Raw genomic sequence first — 19,273 nt, 5'->3', positions numbered from 1 at the left:
CCTGCTGGATGAACTCACTCGCTGTTTGGGTAAAACGTTTGTCCAGTCCCTGTGGACTAATGGGGAGCTGTTGGAAGGCGGCTGTCCGACTTAATCCATCCAATGTGCTGGCAGGATTGCCCATCCAGCCAAACACCAAGCTGCGGATGAAGTTCGAGCCGCTGAGTTTGCGCTGGCGTTGAATGAAGCCGCTTTTTTTGCTAACGCGTCCGCTTTTTCATACAAGATGGCTTGCAATGCGGTGGCTACTTTTGTCAGTATCAATGCGCGGTCTCCTTGTCGAAGTCGATCTATTCGGTGTGCAAAACTAATAGCCTACCAGAGAGGGAGACCGCTTTCGCGGGTTAAAGTTGATGCGTATAGCCTGTTGAATGATGCACCCGTGGTACGCAGTGAAGGCCGTACTTATCCGGTCAACATTCGCTATGGGCAAGCTGCCAAACCCAACGAACGCATTGTCGAGCGCATGGTTGTCACCTTGCGCCAAGCCTTGAGCGACAATCCTGACAGCAGCATCCTTGCTTTCCTGCCCGGTCAAGGCGAAATCCACCGCACCACCGAAGCACTCGGCGAATGGCTGGTGGAACGCCGCATCCGTGGGGTGCATTTACGCCCGATGTACGGCAACCTCACGCTGGACGAACAGCAACAAGCCATTGCCCCGTTAACCGATGCTCAAGCGGGTGAACGCAAAGTCGTGTTGGCAACCAATATCGCCGAAACTAGTCTGACCATCGAAGGTGTGGATGTCGTGGTGGATTCCGGGCTGGTGCGCGAAGCCCGTTTCGACCCTGGCACTGGCATGACCGGCTTACACACCACACGCATTTCTCGCGCCTCCAGCACCCAACGTGCCGGACGGGCAGGGCGGCTTGCTCCCGGTGTGTGCTACCGACTTTGGACGGAAAGCCAGCAAGAACAACTTGCCGCGCACAATACGCCAGAAATCCTGCGTGCCGATCTCGCCCCACTTGCGCTGCAACTGCTGCAATGGGGTGTGGATGACCCGGCGGAACTGCGCTGGCTGGATGTGCCGCCTTCCGGTCTTTGGCAACAAGCACTGGATTTGCTGGAAACGCTCAGCGCGATTGCACGCAAGGGCAAAGCCACGGTGCTGACTGCGCATGGGCAAGTGATGTGCAATCTGCCCGTGCATCCGCGCCTTGCCCAACTGCTGATTTGTGGTGCACAGGCCGGACACCTGAACGCCGCAGCCAACCTTGCCAGTCTACTGTCCGAGCGTAACCCGTTCAGCCAGGAGAATCCCGACATTAGCCACCCGCTGGACATACTGGCAGGAAAGGCCAAATGTCCGCATCAACAGCAAGGCTGGTTACAACGCACCCGCCAACTGGCAAACCAGTTCGTGGAACAAATCCGCAGCCAGAAACTGCCGGAAAGTGGTGTGAGTTTTTTGCTGCCCGCGACACAGATTCACGGTTATTTACTGGCCTGTGCTTACCCGGATCGACTTGCCCGACGGCGGCATTCCGGCGGCTACCAGCTTGCCAACGGACGCAGTGCTGACCTGCCCGACAAACACGCGCTCGGCAATCAGGCGTGGCTGGCGATTGCGGAAGTCAGCAGCATGGTGGGCAAAAGCAGCGACACCATCCGTTCCGCCGCCGCACTGGATGACAAGCTGTTTGCCAGCGCATTAGCTGATCAGGTGCGTGCGTAAACCGTGGTGGAATGGGATAATAAAGCGGGGCGTTTCATCGCCGAAGCACAGCAAAAAATCGGCGCGTTGGTGTTACAGCGCAAAGCTTTGCAAGCCGTGCCTGTTGAAGCCAAAAGTGCCGCACTGATTGGCTTCATCCGCAAGCAAGGGCTGGATGTATTGCCTTGGCAAGCGGAACAGGAACAATGGTGCGCACGGGTGAACCTGTTACACAGCGTCGAACCGGAACAGCCGTGGCCTGATGTCAGCCGTGCCAACTTGCTGGCAACGCTGGAAGACTGGCTTGCCCCGTATCTGGATGCGGTGAATGTATTGGCGGATTTCAAAAAGCTGGATTTGACCAGCATCCTCAGCAGCCTGTTGCCGTGGGAGATGCAGCAACGTCTCGAACAACTTGCCCCCAAACGTCTGGAAGTGCCTTCCGGTCATGACATCGCCATCGACTACAGCCAGTCGCCGCCGGTACTGGCGGTGAAGTTGCAGGAAATGTTTGGTTGCCAACAAACCCCGACCATTGCCAATGGCAGAGTTGCGCTGCTGGTGCATCTGCTGTCCCCGGCGGGTAGGCCGTTGCAGATTACGCAGGATTTGGCAGGGTTTTGGCGCACCTCTTACCACGAGGTGAAAAAGGATATGAAAGGGCGTTACCCTAAACACCCGTGGCCGGATGACCCCTTGCAGGCAATTGCCACGCGCAAGGTTAAGCGGCTGCTTTAAGCGGCGCTGCCTTACCAGCGCTTGGGGTTACGCGAATCTTGCGTCACTATTTGCCGATATAAGCCCGCCAGCCCCCGAAATGGGTAATGTCTGTCGCCGTCGCCAGCGCATACGGATCACAGATAAAACCGCTATACCAGTGCCCATCCGCCAGTTCCACTTTACCAATGCCGAGTGGTGCGGGGATACCAGCAACAAATGAGCCAAACTGTGCAGTAGGCAGCCGCCAGATTTCGACTTCAACTGCGGTTCCTGCGGCTTCATCCCGAACCATGCCGGGGCGGAAGGGTGGGCCGCCAGCCAGTGCATACAGGCGATAACAGGCGGCGCTGCGGGTTTTGGCAATTAGCTCACCACCCCGCTCGGTCAACTGCCAGTTCAGCGGCAAACCTTGCAAATGTGCGCCGCAAACCACCACATCGATACGATCCATGACCCCGGTATTGCCAGCCTGTGAAGCGGGTAATGCCTGGCCGGTTGCCCCCAAGGGCAGTTGTAAGCCTTGCTGCAAACGGTTGGCAATACTGAGTAAGCGTGTATCACTGAAGGCGCGTGAAAACAAAGTAACCCCGAATGGCAAACCATTATCCAGCCATCCCGCAGGCATCGCCACCGCCGCACAATCCAGCAAATTCATGAAGTTGGTGTAATAACCCAAATGGCTGTTGAGGCGGATAGGATCAGCCTCAACCTCGGCAATGGTGTAAAGGGTTCCAGCTGTCGGCGTCAGCAAACAATCGCAATGTTCAAGGATAGCCTGCACCTGCTGGTTATATTCCTGTAGCTGATATTGCGCCCGGAACAGGTCATCTGCGCTGGCATCCTGTTGGCTGGCGAGGATATTGCGGATCACTGGCAACATCGCCTGCGGTTTGACCCCTGTCGTTGCTATCCGGCGTTCCGCTACCCACGGCCCTTCGTACAAAAGGCGCGCGGCTTGCAAGAAAGCGGAAAAATCCACACGCTGGCATTCGCCACCCAATTCCTCCAGCGAGCGGACAGTTGCGGTGAAACAGGCTTGGGCACTGTCATTGCCAAAGAAATTCAACTGTTCATCCTGCGGAATGGCAAAGCGGAACGGGGTATTGGCAAGCCCGTAATTACGCCGGTTAGTGTCACGGTTGGGGCGGGCGTAAGCATCCTGCACATCAAACGTTGCCGCCACCTCCAGCACACGATTGGCATCATCGGTGGTGAAGGCAAAAATGCTCACACAATCCAGACTGCGACAGGCGGGAACCACGCCGCGCGTACTCAGCAAGCCTTTGCTGGGTTTCACGCCAATGATATTGTTGAATGCTGCCGGAACCCGCCCGGAACCAGCAGTATCGGTTCCCAACGCAAAGCTCACCAGTCCCAAGGCTACGGCTACCGCTGACCCTGCACTGGAACCGCCGGAAATATACGCGCGGTTGAAACTGTTGCGGCACGCCCCCCTCGGCGAACGTACCCCCACCAAGCCGGTAGCAAACTGATCCAGATTGGTTTTCCCCAACGGAATCGCCCCCGCCTTGAGCAATTGCGCCACCACAAACGCATCCTCGGATGGCACGTAAGCAAACTCGGCACACCCCGCCGTGGTCGGAATCGCGGCAAGGTCGATATTGTCCTTGACCGCAAACGGCACGCCATACAAGGGCAAAGTATCCGGGCTATGCCCTGCCAACGCCTTCAGATAAGGCTGAAGCTGTTCCCGGTTCAGGCGGGTGATCCAGATATTGTGCGCGGCATAGCTGTCACAGCGGATCAACAGTTCATCCAGCAATTGCGCAGGCGTCAATGAGCCGCTGCGATAAGCCGCCTGAAGTGCCGGAATCGTCAGGTTGAGTGTTGGTATTGCCATCTTATTGTACCTCCAGCACCAGTAAACGTTCGCCCGCCGCCACTTGCGCCCCGGCTTGGCGTTGCAGGGATAACACCACGCCATCGCAGGGTGCTTCCAGTTTAATCTCCATTTTCATCGCCTCCAGTATCAGCAGGGTATCGCCAGCTTTGACCGCCATCCCCGGCTCGACCAGCACTTGCCAGATGGAACAGGCCAGCGGGCTATCCACCGCAGTGTGGTGGTCATCGAGGGTTTCACGTTCGGCTTCAGCGTTTCCGGCTTGCGATTCGCTTTCAAAATGGAATTGCCCGCTGTCGATCCAGCGCTGCAATTCGGTGTCAAACGCCGCCTGCCGTTGCGCGGTGAACGTAGCGATGTCAGTGCGGTTTTGTTCCAGCAAGGCGTTGTAGTCACGCAGGCTGAAGGTGGTTTCCTCAATGCGCAGCGGGTAACGGCCTTGCGGGAAATCCTGGCGGATTTGCTGCAATTCCTCGTGACTGACTTCATAGAAACGGATTTGGTCGAAAAAGCGCAGCAACCACGGCTGGGTAAACTCGCGGGTCTGGCGGTAACGGTTCCACATTTGCAAGGTACGCCCGACAAACTGGTAGCCACCGGGGCCTTCCATGCCGTAGACGCATAGGTACGAGCCGCCGATGCCTACCGAGTTTTCCGCTGTCCAGGTGCGTGCCGGGTTGTATTTGGTGGTCACCAGCCGATGACGCGGATCCAGTGGTGTAGCAACCGGCGCACCCAGATACACATCGCCCAAACCCATCACCAGATAACTCGCTTCAAACACAATCCGTTTGACCTCTTCAATCGACGCCAGCCCATTGATACGGCGGATGAATTCAATATTGCTCGGACACCAGGGCGCATCCTTGCGCACCGACTGTTGGTATTTGGCAATGGCTTCACGGCAGGCAATGTCATCCCACGACAAAGGCAGATGCACGATGCGGGCAGGCACTTGCATATCCTCAATGCCTTGCAGGGCTTGTTCCGCCCGTTCCAGCCATGCCAGCAACGCATCCACGGACAAGGTTTGGCTATCGTAATGCACTTGCAACGAACGGATACCGGGGGTGAGTTCGCGCACGCCTTCGATCTGCTGTTCCTGCAACCACAACATCAGCGCGTGGACACGGAAGCGCAGGTTGATGTCCAGCACCATTGCGCCGTATTCGACCAACAGGTAGTGGTCGCCGCAGGGGCGGTAGGTGATACCGACGGGGTGTTGGGTGGGAGTGAGGGTTTTTAGGATTGAAGAGAAATCCTCCCCCAACCCCTCCTTTTGCAAAGGAGGGGAGCAAGAATGCTGCTTCTCTGGTTCCCCCCTTTGAAAAAGTGGGGTTAGGGGGGATTTTAACTCCGCCAAAGCTTGCTGTTGCGCCCGCTCCAACGCCACCGCTTCCGCCAGCGACACTGGCACAAACCGCACCTTGTCGCCTGCGCGTAATTGCCCCAGTTTCCACAGTTCGGCAGTAATCACGGTCGCAGGGCAAACAAATCCGCCGAGGGACGGCCCATCCGGCCCCAGAATCACCGGCATGTCGCCAGTAAAATCAATCGTGCCGACCGCATAGGCATTATCGTGCAGGTTGGACGGGTGCATCCCCGCTTCGCCGCCATCGGAACGCGCCCATTGCGGCTTGGGGCCAATCAGGCGGATGCCGGTACGGCTGGAGTTGTAATGCACTTCCCAGTCGGTGGCAAAAAAGGTGTCAATGTCCTGTGCGGTGAAAAAATCCGGCGCACCGTGGGGGCCGTAGATCACCTTGATTTCCCAGTCAGTGCTTATCTCCGGCAACAGGCTGACGGGCAAGGTTTCAATCTGCGGCAACACCGCAGGCAGTGTCAGCAGGTGCAATACATCGCCACTGCGCAACACCCGCCCGGCGTGTCCGCCAAATTGCCCCAGCGTAAAGGTGGCGCGTGACCCCAGATAGTGCGGGCATTGCACCCCGCCTTGCAGCAGCAAATACGCCCGCGTGCCTGCGGCTTGCACCTTGCCCAGTTTCAGGGTGCTGCCTGCGGCTACGGTGATAACTTGCCAGAATGGGATAGTAACGCCATCCAGCGTCGCTTCCATCGCCGCCCCCGTCAGCACCACACGGGTAGCGGTATTGAAACGCAAGGTCGGGCCACTCAAGGTGATTTCTAGCCCGGCGCACTCTGGCACGTTGCCCAGCAAGCGGTTGCCGAGGCGGAATGACCAGGCGTCGAAAGGCCCCGAAGGTGGCACGCCAATATCCCAATACCCTTGCCGCCCCGGATAATCCTGCACACTGGTTTGCGTACCGGGGGCAAGCACATCCACGCTGTACGGCTGCCATGCCAGACTGTTGAGGTAACGGGTAGTGATGTGTCCGGCGCGGAAAGTGTCGGTTGCCAGCACTTGCCGCACGTAGGTGATATTGGTTTCAATGCCGTAAATGTCGGTAGCAGCGAGTGCGGCATCCAGTTGCTCACAGGCGGTCGCCCGATCCGGCGCGTAGCAGATGATCTTGGCGAGCATCGGGTCGAAAAACGGCGAAACCGTCATACCCGCTTCAATCCAGTGGTCAATGCGCAAACCCGCTGTCTGCGGAAATGCCACATGGCTGAGCAACCCGGCACACGGCTGGAATTGCTTATTGGGGTCTTCGGCATACACACGGGTCTGGATGGCGTGTCCATTGGCGCGTAACGCTTCAGCCGGGAACACGAATTCACCCGCACCCAGTTCCAGCATCCAGCGCACGATGTCCACGCCATACACCTGTTCGGTGACACCGTGTTCTACCTGCAAGCGCGTGTTCACCTCCAGAAAATAGAACGCATCCGTTTGCTGGTCGTAGACATATTCCACCGTGCCTGCGCTGCGGTACTGCACGGCACTCATCAGCCGCACCGCCACGGCTTGTAATTCGTGACGCACCGCTTCCGGCAAGTTAGGCGCGGGGGTTTCCTCAATCACTTTCTGGTTGCGGCGTTGCGCGGAACAGTCGCGTTCGCCCAAAGCCAGCACCTGCCCTTGCCCATCGCCGAACACTTGCACTTCAATATGGCGGGCGTGGGTAATGAATTTTTCGAGGAATACGCCGCTGTTGGCGAAATTGTTTGCCCCCAAACGCCGCACCGATTCATAGGCGGCACTGAGTTCAGCAGCATTGTCACAGCGTTGCATCCCGATACCGCCGCCCCCGGCAGTGGATTTGAGCATTAGCGGGTAGCCAATGCTTTCGGCTGCGGCAAGGGCAGCGTCAAGCGAGTCGAGCAAATCCGAACCGGGCAGCAGCGGCACCTGATTGTGCAAGGCCAGTTCGCGGGCGCGGTGTTTCAGGCCAAACGCTTCCATTTGTGCCGGGGTTGGCCCCAGAAACACAATGCCTTCCGCTTCGCAGCGTTGCGCAAACGCGGTGTTTTCACTCAGGAAACCGTAGCCCGGATGCACGGCTTGTGCGCCACTGGCGGCGATGATTTCCAGCAAGCGCGGCTGGTTCAGATAAGTTTCCGCCGCCGAACCTTCGCCCAGCGACCAGGCTTCGTCAGCGTGCTGGACGTGCAGGGAATCGCGGTCGGCTTCGGCATACACCGCCACCGCCTTGACCCCCAGCGCACGCAGGGTACGGATAATACGCACGGCAATCGCGCCGCGATTGGCAATCAGGACTTTGTTGAACATGGCAGTCTTCCCGCTGGGTTAATTCCAGATCAGCACTTCGATAGGGGTCGGGTTGTAGGCATTGCACGGGTTATTGAGCTGTGGGCAGTTGGAAATCAGCACAATCACGTCCATGTGCGCCAACATTTCCACGTATTTGCCCGCATCCGAAATGCCATCGGCAAAGCTCAAACCCCCGTCAGGCGTGACCGGCACATTCATGAAAAAATTGATATTGTGGGTAATGTCGCGCTTGCTCATGCCGAATTCGGGGTGGGAAACCACCGCCAGCATCCAGCTATCGCGGCAGGCGTGCATACACTTTTTTTCCAGTGCGTAACGCACGGTGTTGGATTCGGTGGCACACGCCCCACCCAAGGTATCGTGCCGCCCGCAGGTATCGGCGGTGATTTCCAGCATGACATTGCCAAGATTCGACAGCAAAGGCGTACCCGCCGTCAGGTACACATTGCCCTGCTCGCGGATGGTATCCACCGCTGAATACCGCTCTGACGGGTCAACCGCATTGTAAAACAGGGTATCGGCAGCCTGATTGCCTTCCCGATCGAGAATGCGCAGGGTTTGCCCTGCCTTGACCACCTGCATCCAGTAATCACCCGCCGGAACGGTTGCGCGGTAACTGGCAGCGGCTGCCTGTAACAGAATTTCCTTGATCATGTGTGCCTCCTCAACAGCAGCCGTGCGGGTGCTTGCCCTGCAAATGGTAGATGTGGTTGTTCTGGAATCCACGCTGGTTTTCCGGGCGGAAGTTCATGCAGTAATCGTCCTCGGCGACGGGGGCAGCCGCGTGTAGCTGGTAGGCAACCGGCTTTTTGGGGTATTCCGCCGCCGGGTTCAGCGGGTGCGGGCAAGTGTGGAACAGCACCAGCGTATCCATTTCAAAGCGCAGTTCAACGCTATCGCCTGCCTTGCTGTGGTCGGGGACAAAATGCAGCTTGCCGTCATCATCCGGCGCAACCTTGCTGAACAGGTTGAGGTTGGCTGCCATGTCACGGCGGTTGAGGCCGTATTTCGCCAGTTCCACCAGAAAAGCCTGTTCGCCGCTGATTGTCCAGTCGTTGCGGAAATCCTGATAGGTTTTCACGCCCCACTTGCGTTGCAACGCGGCAGTACTCAGGTTGCCGCCGACGGTATCGTGCCAACCAACGCTATCGGCCACGATGGAGCAAAAAATCCGCCCCATGTCGGAATACAGGCAATGCCCACGGGTCAGTTTGAAGGTGTGCTGACACTTGAGGGTGTCGGGAGCATTGTAGCGTTCCAGCTTTTCCAGCGGGTTATAGAACAACATGCCGACATTCGCGCCACCGTCCAGATCAATCAGGCGCAGACTGGTTCCCTGCCGTAGCAGCAATGACCAGTGTGCGCCACCGGGGATGCGGTCTTCATACAACAAGGTAGAGGGGGAAGAGGTTTCAGTCATGGTTGGCTCCCAGCGATTGTTGGATGGTGTGCAAGGTCGTCCGGTCGGTATGCCCAAGCGGAATGTCGTAAGTAATGGTGGCCCCAAAGCGGTTGGGGGCTTGCGGGTCATGCCGCCGTTTGTCGAATACCCACAGGCGCGTGCCGAGGTAAAAGCCTTCCTTGAGGTCGTGGGTAATCATGAAAATGGTCAGGCCGGTCTGCCGCCAGATGGAGAGGATCAACTGGTGCATGTCGGCACGGATACCGGGGTCGAGTGCGCCGAACGGCTCATCCAGCAATAGGATGCGCGGCTTTTTAATCAGGGCTTGCGCGAGAGCCAAGCGTTGCTGCATCCCACCGGACAATTCCGACGGGTATTTGAGCAAGGCTGTCCCCAAACCCACCGATTCCAGCATCGCCACCGCTTGCTCACGGATGGCGCGGCGGCGTTTGCCAAAGGTGCGCCCCCAGAAAGGTGAAGCTGCCAGTTCCGCCCCCAGCATGACGTTTTCCAGCACATTCAAATGCGGAAACACCGAATAACGCTGAAACACGATACCGCGATCCGCATTGGGTTCATCCGGCAAGGGCTTGCCATCCAGCAGCAAGTCGCCACGGGTAGCGGTTTCCACCCCCAGCAGCAGTTTCAGGAAGGTGGTTTTGCCACAGCCAGAGGTTCCGACCACGGTAATGAATTCCCCGGCCTTGACCGCCAGACTGACGTTTTCCAGCACCACATTGTCGCCGTACTCTTTCCACAAGTGGCGGGCTTCGATGACATTCATGGTTTGCCTCCGTTGTAGTACCAAGGGAAGCTGCGCCGGGTCAGCACCCGCAACAGGTAATCGGTGAGGAAGGCCAGCAAGGTAATCCACAACACATAGGGCAAAATCACATCCATCGACAGGTAGCGGCGCACCAGAAAAATCCGGTAGCCCAAGCCTTCGGTGGCAGCAATCGCTTCGGCAGCAATCAAAAACAGCCACGCCGAACCCAGACTCAGGCGCACCGCATCCAGCAAGCGCGGCAATACTTGCGGCAATATCACCCGCAAGATCAATTGCCAGCTACTCGCCCCCAGGGTTTGCGCCTTGATGAGCTGTTCTTCCGGCAATTCCAGCACCCGTTGCTGCATGTCACGGATCAGGAATGGCGCGATACCAATCGTGATCAGCGCCACCTTGGAGACTTCCCCCAAGCCGAACACAATGAACAGCACCGGCAAAATTGCCATTGGCGGAATCAGCGACAGAGCCATCACCAGCGGCGAAAGCCCTGCCCGAAACAGTGGAACCGCGCCATTGGCCACCCCAATCACCAGCCCCATCAAGGCACTCAGCAATACACCCAAGCCCAGCCGTTGCAAGCTGGCGAGGGTATCGACCCACAACAGGTAGTTGCCGCTGCGCTTGTCGGCTTCAAACGCCATGCTCCAGATCGCTTCGCCAATGCTGCTGAAAGCGGGCAACAGTTTGTCGTTCGGGTTGGCTGCCAGCCGCAGTTCCGATGCCCACAGATAGGCCAGCAACAGCAAGGCAAAGGGCAAAATCCCCAGCAGCACCTGCGCGGCGCGGGATGGACGCTGGTTAATGAGTCTTTTCATGGCACGGTTCCCCTGTGCGTTCGCTTACAGGCTACTGTCTGCTGCCATTTTCATGTAGGTGCTGTCAAAGCGCAGTTTGACATTGGCCTTGTCGCCGGTGATGTTGTCGCCGCTGAACGCCATGCCGACTGTACCGGCATCTTTTGCCCCACTGCCCAGCAAGCCGTGGTCAAACGAGAACTGGCTGACCAGTTGCATGGTTTTGGGCAGTTCCGCGCTGTCGGTGAAAGCCACCGCATCCGCTGGGGTGTAGAACATTTTGGTGGCATCCAGTTGTGCCTTGTAGCCTGCCAAATCGGTGCCGGAGGCTTTCGCCATCGCGGTCAGGGCGGTTGCGTCGCCTTGTTTCATCAGACCCATGATTTCGTACCATGCACCGACCAAGGCTTTGCCGAGTTTGGGGTTGTCTTTGAGGGTGTCGCTGTTGACCACCATCAGGTCGATGATTTCGCCAGGAATTTCGCTGGAATCGAACACCTTGCTGGTATCCGGCAGCGCGGCAATTTCAGACAGCAAGGGGTTCCAGGTCACCGCAGAAGTCACATCGCTGGAGCTGAAGGTGGCGACCATATCGGCATCCGAGGTATTGACCACGGTAATGTCTTTTTCGGACAGGCCGCTTTTTTCCAGACCGCGTGCCAACAGGTAGTGCGAAACCGAGAGTTCCACCAGATTGACTTTCTGCCCCTTGATGTCAGCCAGCTTCTTGTCTTTGCCCTTGAGGACAACCCCGTCGTTGCCATTGGAAAAGTCACCCACAATCAGCGCGGTGGAATCGACCCCGCCAGCCGCTGGAATGGTCAGCGCATCCATATTGGTCATGACGCAGCCATCAAAGCCGCCAGCGGTGTACTGGTTGATGGATTCGACGTAATCGTTGATTTGCACAATATCGACGCTGATGCCGTATTTGTCCGCCCATTTTTTCATAATGCCGGAACTGTCGGCGTAATCCCACGGCATCCAGCCTGCGTAGATCGACCAGGCAATTTTGAAGGAGTCTTTGGCTTCAGCGTGGGCGTTGAGGCTGAACAGGAGGGCGGGTATGAGTAACAGGGCACTGAGCTTTTTATGGAAATGGTAAGTCATCAGGTTTCTCCACAGTTTCGGTTCAAGATAAAAGCACGCGAGAGTATCGATAACGATAACCTCCCGGGTTTTTATCCCGCCGTGTAACCTTGCTGTGAAGGTCGGTTGCTCTCGGACCAGCATCAGTGGATTTTCATACCACCGACCGGAACCCTAGCGACCCATTTTTCCGGATTGTATTGCGAGCCTGTCGATAATTAAAGTTGTCGATTACTCTCGTGTTAAAAGTTTCTCTGCAAGTGTTGTGCCAATGGTTTCAGGGCATTTTTGGGAGAATTCACCCTCATTTCTACGGTTTGTCGCACTTTTGTAGTGCCATTTGCGTGGGTATGCACAGTAATGGTGGCAATGTACAGAGGTGTTGCGTTTATTGACTGCCGTGAGCTGCCCGCCTTGCCGCGCGCCATGCTAGAATCAGGTAATCACCTTGGTTGAATGGCAGTGGCATTATGATTAATTTTCCCTATGGAAACAGTAATTTCTATGCAATACGCACAGAAGGCAAACTGTACCTTGATCGTACCCAGCATATCTCCCTGCTGGAACAGGCGGGTGAGCAGCTTGTGTTCCTGCGCCCGCGCCGTTTCGGCAAATCCTTGTTGTTGTCTACGCTGGCGAACTATTACGACCTCAACAGGGCGGGTGAATTTGAAACCTTGTTCGGCGATTTGGCGGTTGGGCAAAATCCGACGGGGGAACAGAACCAATATACGGTATTGCGTTGGGATTTTTCCAAAGTGTCGGCGCAAGGTGATACCGCCGCGATTACCCGCCATTTGTTCGACCATATCAACCAAGCCATCAAGTATTTTGTGCAGCAGTACCAGCCTTATTTACAGGTTGGTGTCGACATTATTACTGACAACGCCATTGCCTCATTTGAATCTTTGGTAAATGCGGTAGGCAGCAGCGGTCAGCAACTGTACCTATTGATCGACGAATACGACAATTTTGCCAATGAAGTGCTGATGCAAACCCGCCCTAATCAGCAACGTTACGAAGATTTGGTGCAAAGCGAAGGGATTTTAAAAACCTTATTCAAAGCCATTAAAGCCAATGCTTCCGAAGGCAAGATCGGGCGGGTATTCATCACGGGTGTATCACCCTTGGTGATGAGTGACATGACCAGCGGCTACAACGTCGCTACCCACGTATACCTTGAGCCTAAATTCAATGCGCTGTGTGGTGTGACAGCCCCCGAACTGACGCAGTTGGTAACAACCATCAGTGCGGAATGCCAGCAACCCAGTGATAGTGTGCAAACCACATTGGAAACCATGCGGGTCTTTTACAATGGCTACCGTTTTTGCGGCGATATGCAGCAAGCCTGTGTTTACAACCCGACGTTGACGTTTTATTTCCTGCGCCACTATCAAGAATATTGCAGTGCCCCACCGCAGATACTGGATGGCAACTTGGCGATGGATGCCAACAAAATCCGTTACATCGCCAATCTGCCCGCAGGCAAGGCGGTGATTGCCAATATTCTGGATGAGCAACAGGCGGTTACGCTGGCACGTCTGGAAAACCAGTTTGGCATTGAAAAACTGCACGATATTCAAACTGACCCGGATTACATGGTGTCTTTGCTGTATTTCTTCGGGGTGTTGACCTTGACGGGGCGCGGCATGATTGGGGAATTGGTGTTGGGCATCCCCAATTTGGTAATCCGGGGTTTGTATGTCGATGAACTCAAACGTAATGCCTTGCCGGATGCGGGTGATCGGCACAGTTTGCACCGCTTGACCGATAAGTTTTACCAGACTGCCGAGTTGCAGCCTTTGGCAGAATTCATGGAAAGCAAATACTTCGCGGTGTTCAATAACCGTGATTACCGCTGGAGCAATGAGCTGACGGTCAAAACTGCGTTCCTGACCCTGCTGTTCAATGACACCTATTACATTATGGATTCGGAAACGGCATTGCAGCGGCGTTATTCCGACTTGACCCTGATTGTGCGCCCGAATATGCGCCAATACGCGCTGTTGGATATGGTGCTGGAATTCAAATACTTGCCGCTGGCGGACTTGGGTTTGAGCGGGGAACAGGTTCGTGCCCAGCAGCGCGAGGAATCGGCGGCATTGCCTGCGGTGCAAACTGCCATGCAGGAAGCGCGGCAGCAATTGCAGCATTACCGCGAGGTGTTGGAGGCAAAGTACCGTGAGCCGCAGCGATTGCGGTGTCTGGCGGTGGTGGCGTTGGGGTTTGAACGGTTGGTGTGGGAGGTTTGTTAAGCGTTGGTAGTCAACTCCTCTGCCCAACACCCCAACGACAACCCCAACGTCCCGCTCTCATCTTCAAACTGCACCAGATAAAACTCCACATCCGGGTATTCCTCATAATGCCCGGTATTGATCAGCACGCCGCGAGTACCCGCTTTGACGACCAGCGCACCTTCGGCGTAGCCCGGAATTTCGCCATCACTGAACAAGTCGGCAGCCGCAAATACCATGTCACCGGGTTGAATTTGAGCAATATCCATGTTGTCTCCGAATATGGGAAGAGAAAGAGGGCGTATGCAATACGCCCCTACGGGTGTTTCTTGTAGGGGCGTATTGCATACGCCCTCTTCGGTGTGTCAGGCATAAGCCGGAGCAAACGCCTTTTCCGGTTCTTCCACTGGCACATTATTGGCAGCATCCCAATACGGCGACAGCTTGCGCAGTTGCGCAATAATCGGCGGAACGGCGGCGATGACTTTCTCGATTTCGGGCATATTGTTGTAGCGCGACAGCGAGAAGCGGATCGTGCCATGCGCAGCCGTATAAGGAATGCCCATTGCCCGCATGACGTGCGACGGTTCGAGTGAGCCAGACGTACACGCCGAACCGCTGGAAGCCGCGATGCCTTGCTTGTTAAGCATCAACAAAATCGCTTCGCCTTCGATGTATTCAAACGCGATATTGAGCGTATTCGGCAAACAATTGTCCGGGTCGCCGGTCACGAAACAGTTGGGAATAGCAGCCAGCAAGCCTTCTTTCAGACGGTCACGCATGGCACGCACGCAAATGTTTTCGTGCTCCATGTGCTCCAGCGCCATTTCCGCAGCTTTGCCGAGTGCGACGATGGAGGCCGCATTTTCCGTCCCCGCCCGCCGCCCACGTTCCTGATGCCCGCCGCGCAGCAGCGGACGGAAGCGTGTGCCCCGGCGCAAATACAGCACACCAATGCCTTTCGGCGCGTGCAATTTGTGCCCCGACACCGACAGCATGTCGATCTTGGTGTCTTTCAAACTCATCGGAATCTTGCCGACCGCCTGCACCGCATCGGTGTGGAACATGATGCCCGCCGCGTTCGCCATTTCAGCCATTTCCACCACCGGGAAATACGTGCCGCTTTCGTTGTTTGCCCACATCGCCGACACAATCGCCACGTTGTCGGTGAGCAATTTGGCGTATTCATCCAAATCCAACCGACCTTTGCCGTCTACCTTGAGGTAATGCACGGTGTAGCCGTCTTTTTCCAGATTTTCGCACAGCGTCAGGATGGCAGGATGTTCAACTACAGTAGTGATGATTTCCTTGCGTTCCGGCTGAGCCTTGAGGGCAGAGAGGATCGCGGTGGAATCGGATTCCGTGCCGCATGATGTGAAAACGATCTCGGAATCGTGTTCCGCACCCAGCAGCTTTTGCACTTGCTTGCGGGCAGCCTTAATCGCCAGCCCAACCTTGTTGCCAAACTGATGGATGGAGGACGGGTTGCCGAACTGCTCGGTAAAAAACGGCAGCATGGCTTGCACGACTTCCGGCGACACCATCGTAGTCGCATTGTTATCGAGATAAATACCTTCACTCATCACACCACTCCTTAAAACTTGCCCATTTCAGTCGCAGGCAATACGCGGATGAATTCACCCAAATCTTCCATGACGCGCTGTTGCACGCCACCCAAAGTAGCCGCTGCCATCTGGCAACCGGAACACGCGCCACTCAGGTTAACGAAGGCGATTTTCTTATCGAAATCGACTTCCACCAGTTCGATGTCGCCCCGGTCGGCTTGCAGTTGCGGGCGGATTGCTTCCAGCGTGTGCTCGATGCGGCGCATCCGTTGCAGGTTGGTCAACGGGGCTTTGGCTGGCTTGACGGGTTCGGGTGGCGGTGCGACGACTTCTTCTTCATCGCGTTCCAGCATGACTTTGTTGAGGATTTCTTCGATACCTTCAAAACACGCGGAACAACCGCCACCCGCTTTGGTGTAGAAGGTGACTTCTTCCACCGTGCTGAGGTTATTGGCACGAATGGTTTCTTCGATCAACACCGCATCCACCGCGAAGCATTTGCAGATCAACGCGCCTTCTTCGTGGTCGTCTTTCCACTCTTCGCCACGGTAATTAGCAACGGCGGCTTGCAAGGCTTCGCGCCCCATTACCGAACAGTGCATCTTTTCCGGTGGCAAGCCATCCAGATAATCGGCGATGTCTTGGTTGGAAATTTTCAGCGCATCATCCACCGTCATGCCCTTGACCATTTCGGTCAGCGCAGAGCTGGAGGCGACTGCTGAGCCGCAACCAAAGGTTTGGAAGCCAGCATCTTCGATAATGTCGGTTTCAGGGTTGACCTTGAGGGTCAGGCGTAGCGCGTCGCCGCAACTGAGTGAACCCACATCGCCAGTGGCATTGGCTTGTGCGACTGCACCAGCGTTACGCGGGTTGAAAAAATGGTCTTGTACCTTTTCTGAATAATCCCACATGGCTTGGGTCTCCTGTTGGCGTGGCGTCGTGAATCAGGCAGCGAATGATTTGCCGCAACCGCAGCTATTGGTGGCGTTGGGGTTTTCAAACTTGAAACCGCTGCCGTCGATACCGTCGATGAAATCCACAGTTAAGCCTTCCAGTTTCGGCGCACTTTCGGGATCAACGAAGACGGTCAGTGCAGGGAATGGGACTTCCAGATCGCCGTCGGCTTTGGCTTCGACCAGACTCATGGAATATTGCAGGCCGGAACAGCCGCCGCCGGAAACGCCAATGCGCAAGCCAGCGATGGATTTGTCTGCGCCTTCAATGAAACGTCCGAGGGCTTTCTGGGCGTTGTCGGTCAGTATGATCATGCGTTATCTCCCGTTGTAAAGTGCTTTACGGGAATATTGCAAAGCCTGTGCCAAGTGGTTTTATTGTTGATTATTAAGTATTTTTTGTATTGTTCGAGTGGTTTTGTAGGATTTGGCACAGGTCAGTTGCGCTGGGCTTGTCGTTAAGCAGACATACTGTTGTTGTAGACCGTGTGTGGCGGAAACATGGTGGCGATGTAATTGCTGACGGAATCTTCGCGCTGTTTCCAAACGCTGCTGGGTTTGGTGCTGGCGAAATCGGCAAGGGTGAGTTCGCCGAGAAAGTCGCGGATACGGCGGCTGAGTTCCACCCAACCTTGGGCAGCTTCCAGCCCGCGTGTATCCACAGTTGCAAGCGTGCTTTCCAGCGTGTCTTCATCCGTCAGCGCGTGGGTGGCGTGGAGGATGTCGGCAATGCTGATCTGTGTCGCAGGGCGTGCCAGTCGGTAGCCGCCGCCTACGCCGCGCAAGCCTTCCACCAAGCCATGTTTGCGCAGGCCGCTAAAAATGTGTTCCAGATACGAGGTGGAAATGCCCAACGACTCCGACAGTTCGGTGAGGCTGATGGGAGCGGCGTAACGGTCAGTAGCCGCCAGTGACAGCATCGCGGTAATGGAGTGTTCGTCTTTGCGGGAAAGTCTCATGGGGTGTGTCCTTGTTGTGCCAGTTGGTAAAGGGCGCGGGCTTGTTGGGTGCATTGGGCGCGGATATTAGGGTCGAGCCGTTCCAGCCAGCGGGTGGGAATGTTGTCTATGCCGTACAGTGCGCCTGCGACCATGCCGAGGATTGCGCCCGTGGTGTCGGCATCGCCGCCCCGGTTGACGACATCGACCAGCGCGGCTTCAAAGTTATCGGTGCTGAATAGTGACTGGAACACGGCTTGCAGGGTATCGACGATGTAGCCGCTGGGGTTGTCGCGGCGGCGTTGGCGGTATTCAAATACGGGGTATTCCATCACCAGCTTGCGTGCCAGCAATTCGAGTTCTGCCAACGGTTCGCCGAGGATGGCGGCTTGTAGCATGTGGATAATGCATTCTGTGCCTGCATCCGATACTGCGTTGTGATGGGTAATGTGGGCTTGCAGGCGTGAGGCAGTTTGCACGTCTGTCCATGAAGAATGCAGGGTGACGAGGGCGACGGGCAGGCAGCGCATACATGCACCATTGCCTGCGTCGTGTTCGCTTTCCGGCATTTCGGTTTGCCCGGTGCGGCGGTACTGGACGATGCCACGGCGCACGGTATTGCCGATGTCTTTGGGTTTGCTGCGCATCCACGCGCTGAAGGCTTCGGCGACACTCACGGGTTCGACTTTGCCTGCGCTGAGGATGGCGTTGCCCAAGGCAAGGCTCATTTCGGTGTCGTCGGTGATGTCGCCCGCTTTGAGTTTCAGCCAGCCGCCGCCGATCATATTTTTGTGTGTGCCGTATTCGTGGCGGATTTCAGCCGGGGTCATGAATTCCACGGTTGCACCCAAGGCATCGCCAACCGCAAGGCCAAGGTAAGCGGCAACCGATCGTTGCAGGCTGTGCAATTCGGTTTCGAGGTCGGTGACTAGGCTTCCGGTGCGAAACATGCGGCGTAGTCCACACAAACTTCACAGGAGGGGGCGCGGCATACGTAGATGCCTTCGCCAATGCACATTTGCTTGTAGAGGAATTTTTTCCACTTCATGTCTTTGGTGTTCCGTTCTGCGAGGGGACGGAAATTATCGTGCATCAGCGCGGATAAATCTTTGCGCGACCACAATCCGAGGTCTTGCCAGAGGTGATCGTTGCCCGTACATCCCGCGCAAACGATTTCGGTCATCCAGCCTGCCATCGGTGAAGGCTGACTTTGGTGTTGTTGTAACAAGATGCGCAGGTCATCAAGTTCTGGCAGACGTGCAAAATCTAGCGATGCGACGTGCGCAGGCAGTGGCACAGACGGTAGGGTTGGGAAATGGTATGCCTATACGCATCAACTTTAAGCCCTCCATTCCCTAACTTGCTGTAATCTCATCCAATTATTAGGTTTTTTCCTCCGTTTGTTTTGTCGGCAAGCGGTTGAAGAAGCGAAGAGTTTTGCCAGTTGCTTGAGGCATTTTATCAAGCTGCGTCGCTCAGCGATGCAGGCGGCAAGATGGGAAGCCTGTTCCTGAATGGCTTGAACACCTTTGGTGAGGCTGCGCTGGGGTATTTCCCACAATCCGGTGAGCATGATCCAGTGTTGGATGAGGATAATCAGTAATTTGACGTAGAT

The 19,273-nt window shown here is 56.1% G+C and carries 19 protein-coding genes and 1 riboswitch; of the genes, 4 read left to right on the top strand and 15 right to left on the bottom strand.

What is annotated here, in order from left to right; all coding sequences use genetic code 11:
- Positions 1–90: 90 nt before the first annotated feature.
- Entirely contained in the window at positions 91–264 is a 174-nt protein-coding gene (locus BLV87_RS19595; RefSeq protein ID WP_175517799.1) for a hypothetical protein, read from the bottom strand.
- Between the two features lie 103 nt (positions 265–367).
- Between BLV87_RS19595 and BLV87_RS18260 the strand changes: the two genes are divergently transcribed.
- Positions 368–1,681, top strand: coding sequence for a helicase-related protein (locus BLV87_RS18260; protein WP_175518065.1), 1,314 nt, complete (start codon positions 368–370; stop codon positions 1,679–1,681).
- Between the two features lie 3 nt (positions 1,682–1,684).
- Positions 1,685–2,398, top strand: a complete 714-nt coding sequence (locus BLV87_RS18255) for an ATP-dependent helicase C-terminal domain-containing protein (RefSeq protein ID WP_093071018.1) — start codon at positions 1,685–1,687, stop codon at positions 2,396–2,398.
- 46 nt (positions 2,399–2,444) lie between these two features.
- Here the strand turns inward: BLV87_RS18255 and atzF are convergent, their stop codons facing one another.
- The 7 genes from atzF to BLV87_RS18220 are packed head-to-tail and all read right to left on the bottom strand — an operon-like array spanning position 2,445 to position 11,989.
- The gene (gene atzF, locus BLV87_RS18250; RefSeq protein WP_093071016.1) at positions 2,445–4,241 is read right to left on the bottom strand and encodes an allophanate hydrolase; all 1,797 of its coding nucleotides are present in this window, start codon (positions 4,239–4,241) and stop codon (positions 2,445–2,447) included.
- Position 4,242: 1 nt separating this feature from the next.
- Positions 4,243–7,893 (bottom strand): urea carboxylase, encoded by a 3,651-nt coding sequence (uca, locus tag BLV87_RS18245; protein ID WP_093071015.1) that lies wholly within the window; start codon positions 7,891–7,893, stop codon positions 4,243–4,245.
- Positions 7,894–7,911: 18 nt separating this feature from the next.
- Positions 7,912–8,550, bottom strand: coding sequence for an urea amidolyase associated protein UAAP2 (locus tag BLV87_RS18240; RefSeq protein WP_093071013.1), 639 nt, complete (start codon positions 8,548–8,550; stop codon positions 7,912–7,914).
- A gap of 10 nt (positions 8,551–8,560) precedes the next feature.
- Positions 8,561–9,316: an urea amidolyase associated protein UAAP1 gene (locus BLV87_RS18235; protein ID WP_093071011.1), complete on the bottom strand. Its 756-nt coding sequence runs from the start codon at positions 9,314–9,316 to the stop codon at positions 8,561–8,563.
- Positions 9,309–10,082 (bottom strand): ABC transporter ATP-binding protein, encoded by a 774-nt coding sequence (locus tag BLV87_RS18230; protein ID WP_093071010.1) that lies wholly within the window; start codon positions 10,080–10,082, stop codon positions 9,309–9,311. The genes BLV87_RS18235 and BLV87_RS18230 overlap by 8 nt, the downstream gene beginning before the upstream one ends.
- Positions 10,079–10,900 (bottom strand): ABC transporter permease, encoded by an 822-nt coding sequence (locus BLV87_RS18225; RefSeq protein ID WP_093071008.1) that lies wholly within the window; start codon positions 10,898–10,900, stop codon positions 10,079–10,081. Before BLV87_RS18225 ends, BLV87_RS18230 begins: the two co-directional genes overlap by 4 nt.
- 24 nt (positions 10,901–10,924) lie before the next feature.
- Positions 10,925–11,989, bottom strand: a complete 1,065-nt coding sequence (locus BLV87_RS18220; protein WP_093071006.1) for a putative urea ABC transporter substrate-binding protein — start codon at positions 11,987–11,989, stop codon at positions 10,925–10,927.
- Between the two features lie 58 nt (positions 11,990–12,047).
- A riboswitch (guanidine-I (ykkC/yxkD leader) is annotated at positions 12,048–12,157 on the bottom strand.
- Positions 12,158–12,438: 281 nt separating this feature from the next.
- Here BLV87_RS18220 and BLV87_RS18215 point away from each other — a divergent pair.
- Positions 12,439–14,223 (top strand): AAA family ATPase, encoded by a 1,785-nt coding sequence (locus BLV87_RS18215; RefSeq protein WP_093071004.1) that lies wholly within the window; start codon positions 12,439–12,441, stop codon positions 14,221–14,223.
- Here BLV87_RS18215 and BLV87_RS18210 read toward each other — a convergent pair.
- From BLV87_RS18210 to BLV87_RS18180, 7 genes are all read right to left on the bottom strand, one after another.
- Positions 14,220–14,471 (bottom strand): nitrogen fixation protein NifZ, encoded by a 252-nt coding sequence (locus BLV87_RS18210; protein ID WP_093071002.1) that lies wholly within the window; start codon positions 14,469–14,471, stop codon positions 14,220–14,222. The genes BLV87_RS18215 and BLV87_RS18210 overlap by 4 nt on opposite strands.
- Before the next feature lie 96 nt (positions 14,472–14,567).
- Positions 14,568–15,785, bottom strand: coding sequence for a cysteine desulfurase NifS (nifS, locus tag BLV87_RS18205; protein ID WP_093071000.1), 1,218 nt, complete (start codon positions 15,783–15,785; stop codon positions 14,568–14,570).
- Between the two features lie 11 nt (positions 15,786–15,796).
- Positions 15,797–16,678 carry a Fe-S cluster assembly protein NifU gene (nifU, locus tag BLV87_RS18200; RefSeq protein WP_093070998.1) on the bottom strand — a complete coding sequence of 294 codons (882 nt, stop codon included), beginning with the start codon at positions 16,676–16,678 and terminating at the stop codon, positions 15,797–15,799.
- 33 nt (positions 16,679–16,711) lie between these two features.
- Complete coding sequence (locus BLV87_RS18195) at positions 16,712–17,035, bottom strand: HesB/IscA family protein (protein WP_093070997.1); 324 nt, start codon at positions 17,033–17,035, stop codon at positions 16,712–16,714.
- Positions 17,036–17,178: 143 nt separating this feature from the next.
- A complete protein-coding gene (locus BLV87_RS18190) occupies positions 17,179–17,679 on the bottom strand; it encodes an Rrf2 family transcriptional regulator (protein WP_175518063.1) in 501 nt (166 codons plus the stop codon).
- Positions 17,676–18,608 (bottom strand): ADP-ribosyl-[dinitrogen reductase] hydrolase, encoded by a 933-nt coding sequence (gene draG / locus BLV87_RS18185; RefSeq protein ID WP_093070993.1) that lies wholly within the window; start codon positions 18,606–18,608, stop codon positions 17,676–17,678. Before draG ends, BLV87_RS18190 begins: the two co-directional genes overlap by 4 nt.
- Positions 18,587–18,955: a nitrogen fixation protein NifQ gene (locus BLV87_RS18180; RefSeq protein ID WP_093070992.1), complete on the bottom strand. Its 369-nt coding sequence runs from the start codon at positions 18,953–18,955 to the stop codon at positions 18,587–18,589. The genes draG and BLV87_RS18180 overlap by 22 nt, the downstream gene beginning before the upstream one ends.
- A gap of 147 nt (positions 18,956–19,102) precedes the next feature.
- Between BLV87_RS18180 and BLV87_RS19590 the strand changes: the two genes are divergently transcribed.
- Positions 19,103–19,261 carry a hypothetical protein gene (locus BLV87_RS19590; protein ID WP_175517813.1) on the top strand — a complete coding sequence of 53 codons (159 nt, stop codon included), beginning with the start codon at positions 19,103–19,105 and terminating at the stop codon, positions 19,259–19,261.
- Positions 19,262–19,273: the final 12 nt, after the last annotated feature.

Source organism: Thiothrix caldifontis (genome assembly GCF_900107695.1).
GTDB lineage: Bacteria > Pseudomonadota > Gammaproteobacteria > Thiotrichales > Thiotrichaceae > Thiothrix > Thiothrix caldifontis.
This window is presented reverse-complemented; position numbering and strand designations above follow the sequence as displayed.

Bases quoted from the DNA above. Each gene is read 5' to 3' on its own strand.
- atzF (WP_093071016.1), bottom strand. From the start codon at position 4,241: ATGGCAATACCAACACTCAACCTGACGATTCCGGCACTTCAGGCGGCT.
- uca (WP_093071015.1), bottom strand. From the start codon at position 7,893: ATGTTCAACAAAGTCCTGATTGCCAATCGCGGCGCGATTGCCGTGCGT.
- BLV87_RS18240 (WP_093071013.1), bottom strand. From the start codon at position 8,550: ATGATCAAGGAAATTCTGTTACAGGCAGCCGCTGCCAGTTACCGCGCA.
- BLV87_RS18235 (WP_093071011.1), bottom strand. From the start codon at position 9,316: ATGACTGAAACCTCTTCCCCCTCTACCTTGTTGTATGAAGACCGCATC.
- BLV87_RS18230 (WP_093071010.1), bottom strand. From the start codon at position 10,082: ATGAATGTCATCGAAGCCCGCCACTTGTGGAAAGAGTACGGCGACAAT.
- BLV87_RS18225 (WP_093071008.1), bottom strand. From the start codon at position 10,900: ATGAAAAGACTCATTAACCAGCGTCCATCCCGCGCCGCGCAGGTGCTG.
- BLV87_RS18220 (WP_093071006.1), bottom strand. From the start codon at position 11,989: ATGACTTACCATTTCCATAAAAAGCTCAGTGCCCTGTTACTCATACCC.
- BLV87_RS18215 (WP_093071004.1), top strand. From the start codon at position 12,439: ATGATTAATTTTCCCTATGGAAACAGTAATTTCTATGCAATACGCACA.
- BLV87_RS18210 (WP_093071002.1), bottom strand. From the start codon at position 14,471: ATGGATATTGCTCAAATTCAACCCGGTGACATGGTATTTGCGGCTGCC.
- nifS (WP_093071000.1), bottom strand. From the start codon at position 15,785: ATGAGTGAAGGTATTTATCTCGATAACAATGCGACTACGATGGTGTCG.
- nifU (WP_093070998.1), bottom strand. From the start codon at position 16,678: ATGTGGGATTATTCAGAAAAGGTACAAGACCATTTTTTCAACCCGCGT.
- BLV87_RS18195 (WP_093070997.1), bottom strand. From the start codon at position 17,035: ATGATCATACTGACCGACAACGCCCAGAAAGCCCTCGGACGTTTCATT.
- BLV87_RS18190 (WP_175518063.1), bottom strand. From the start codon at position 17,679: ATGAGACTTTCCCGCAAAGACGAACACTCCATTACCGCGATGCTGTCA.
- draG (WP_093070993.1), bottom strand. From the start codon at position 18,608: ATGTTTCGCACCGGAAGCCTAGTCACCGACCTCGAAACCGAATTGCAC.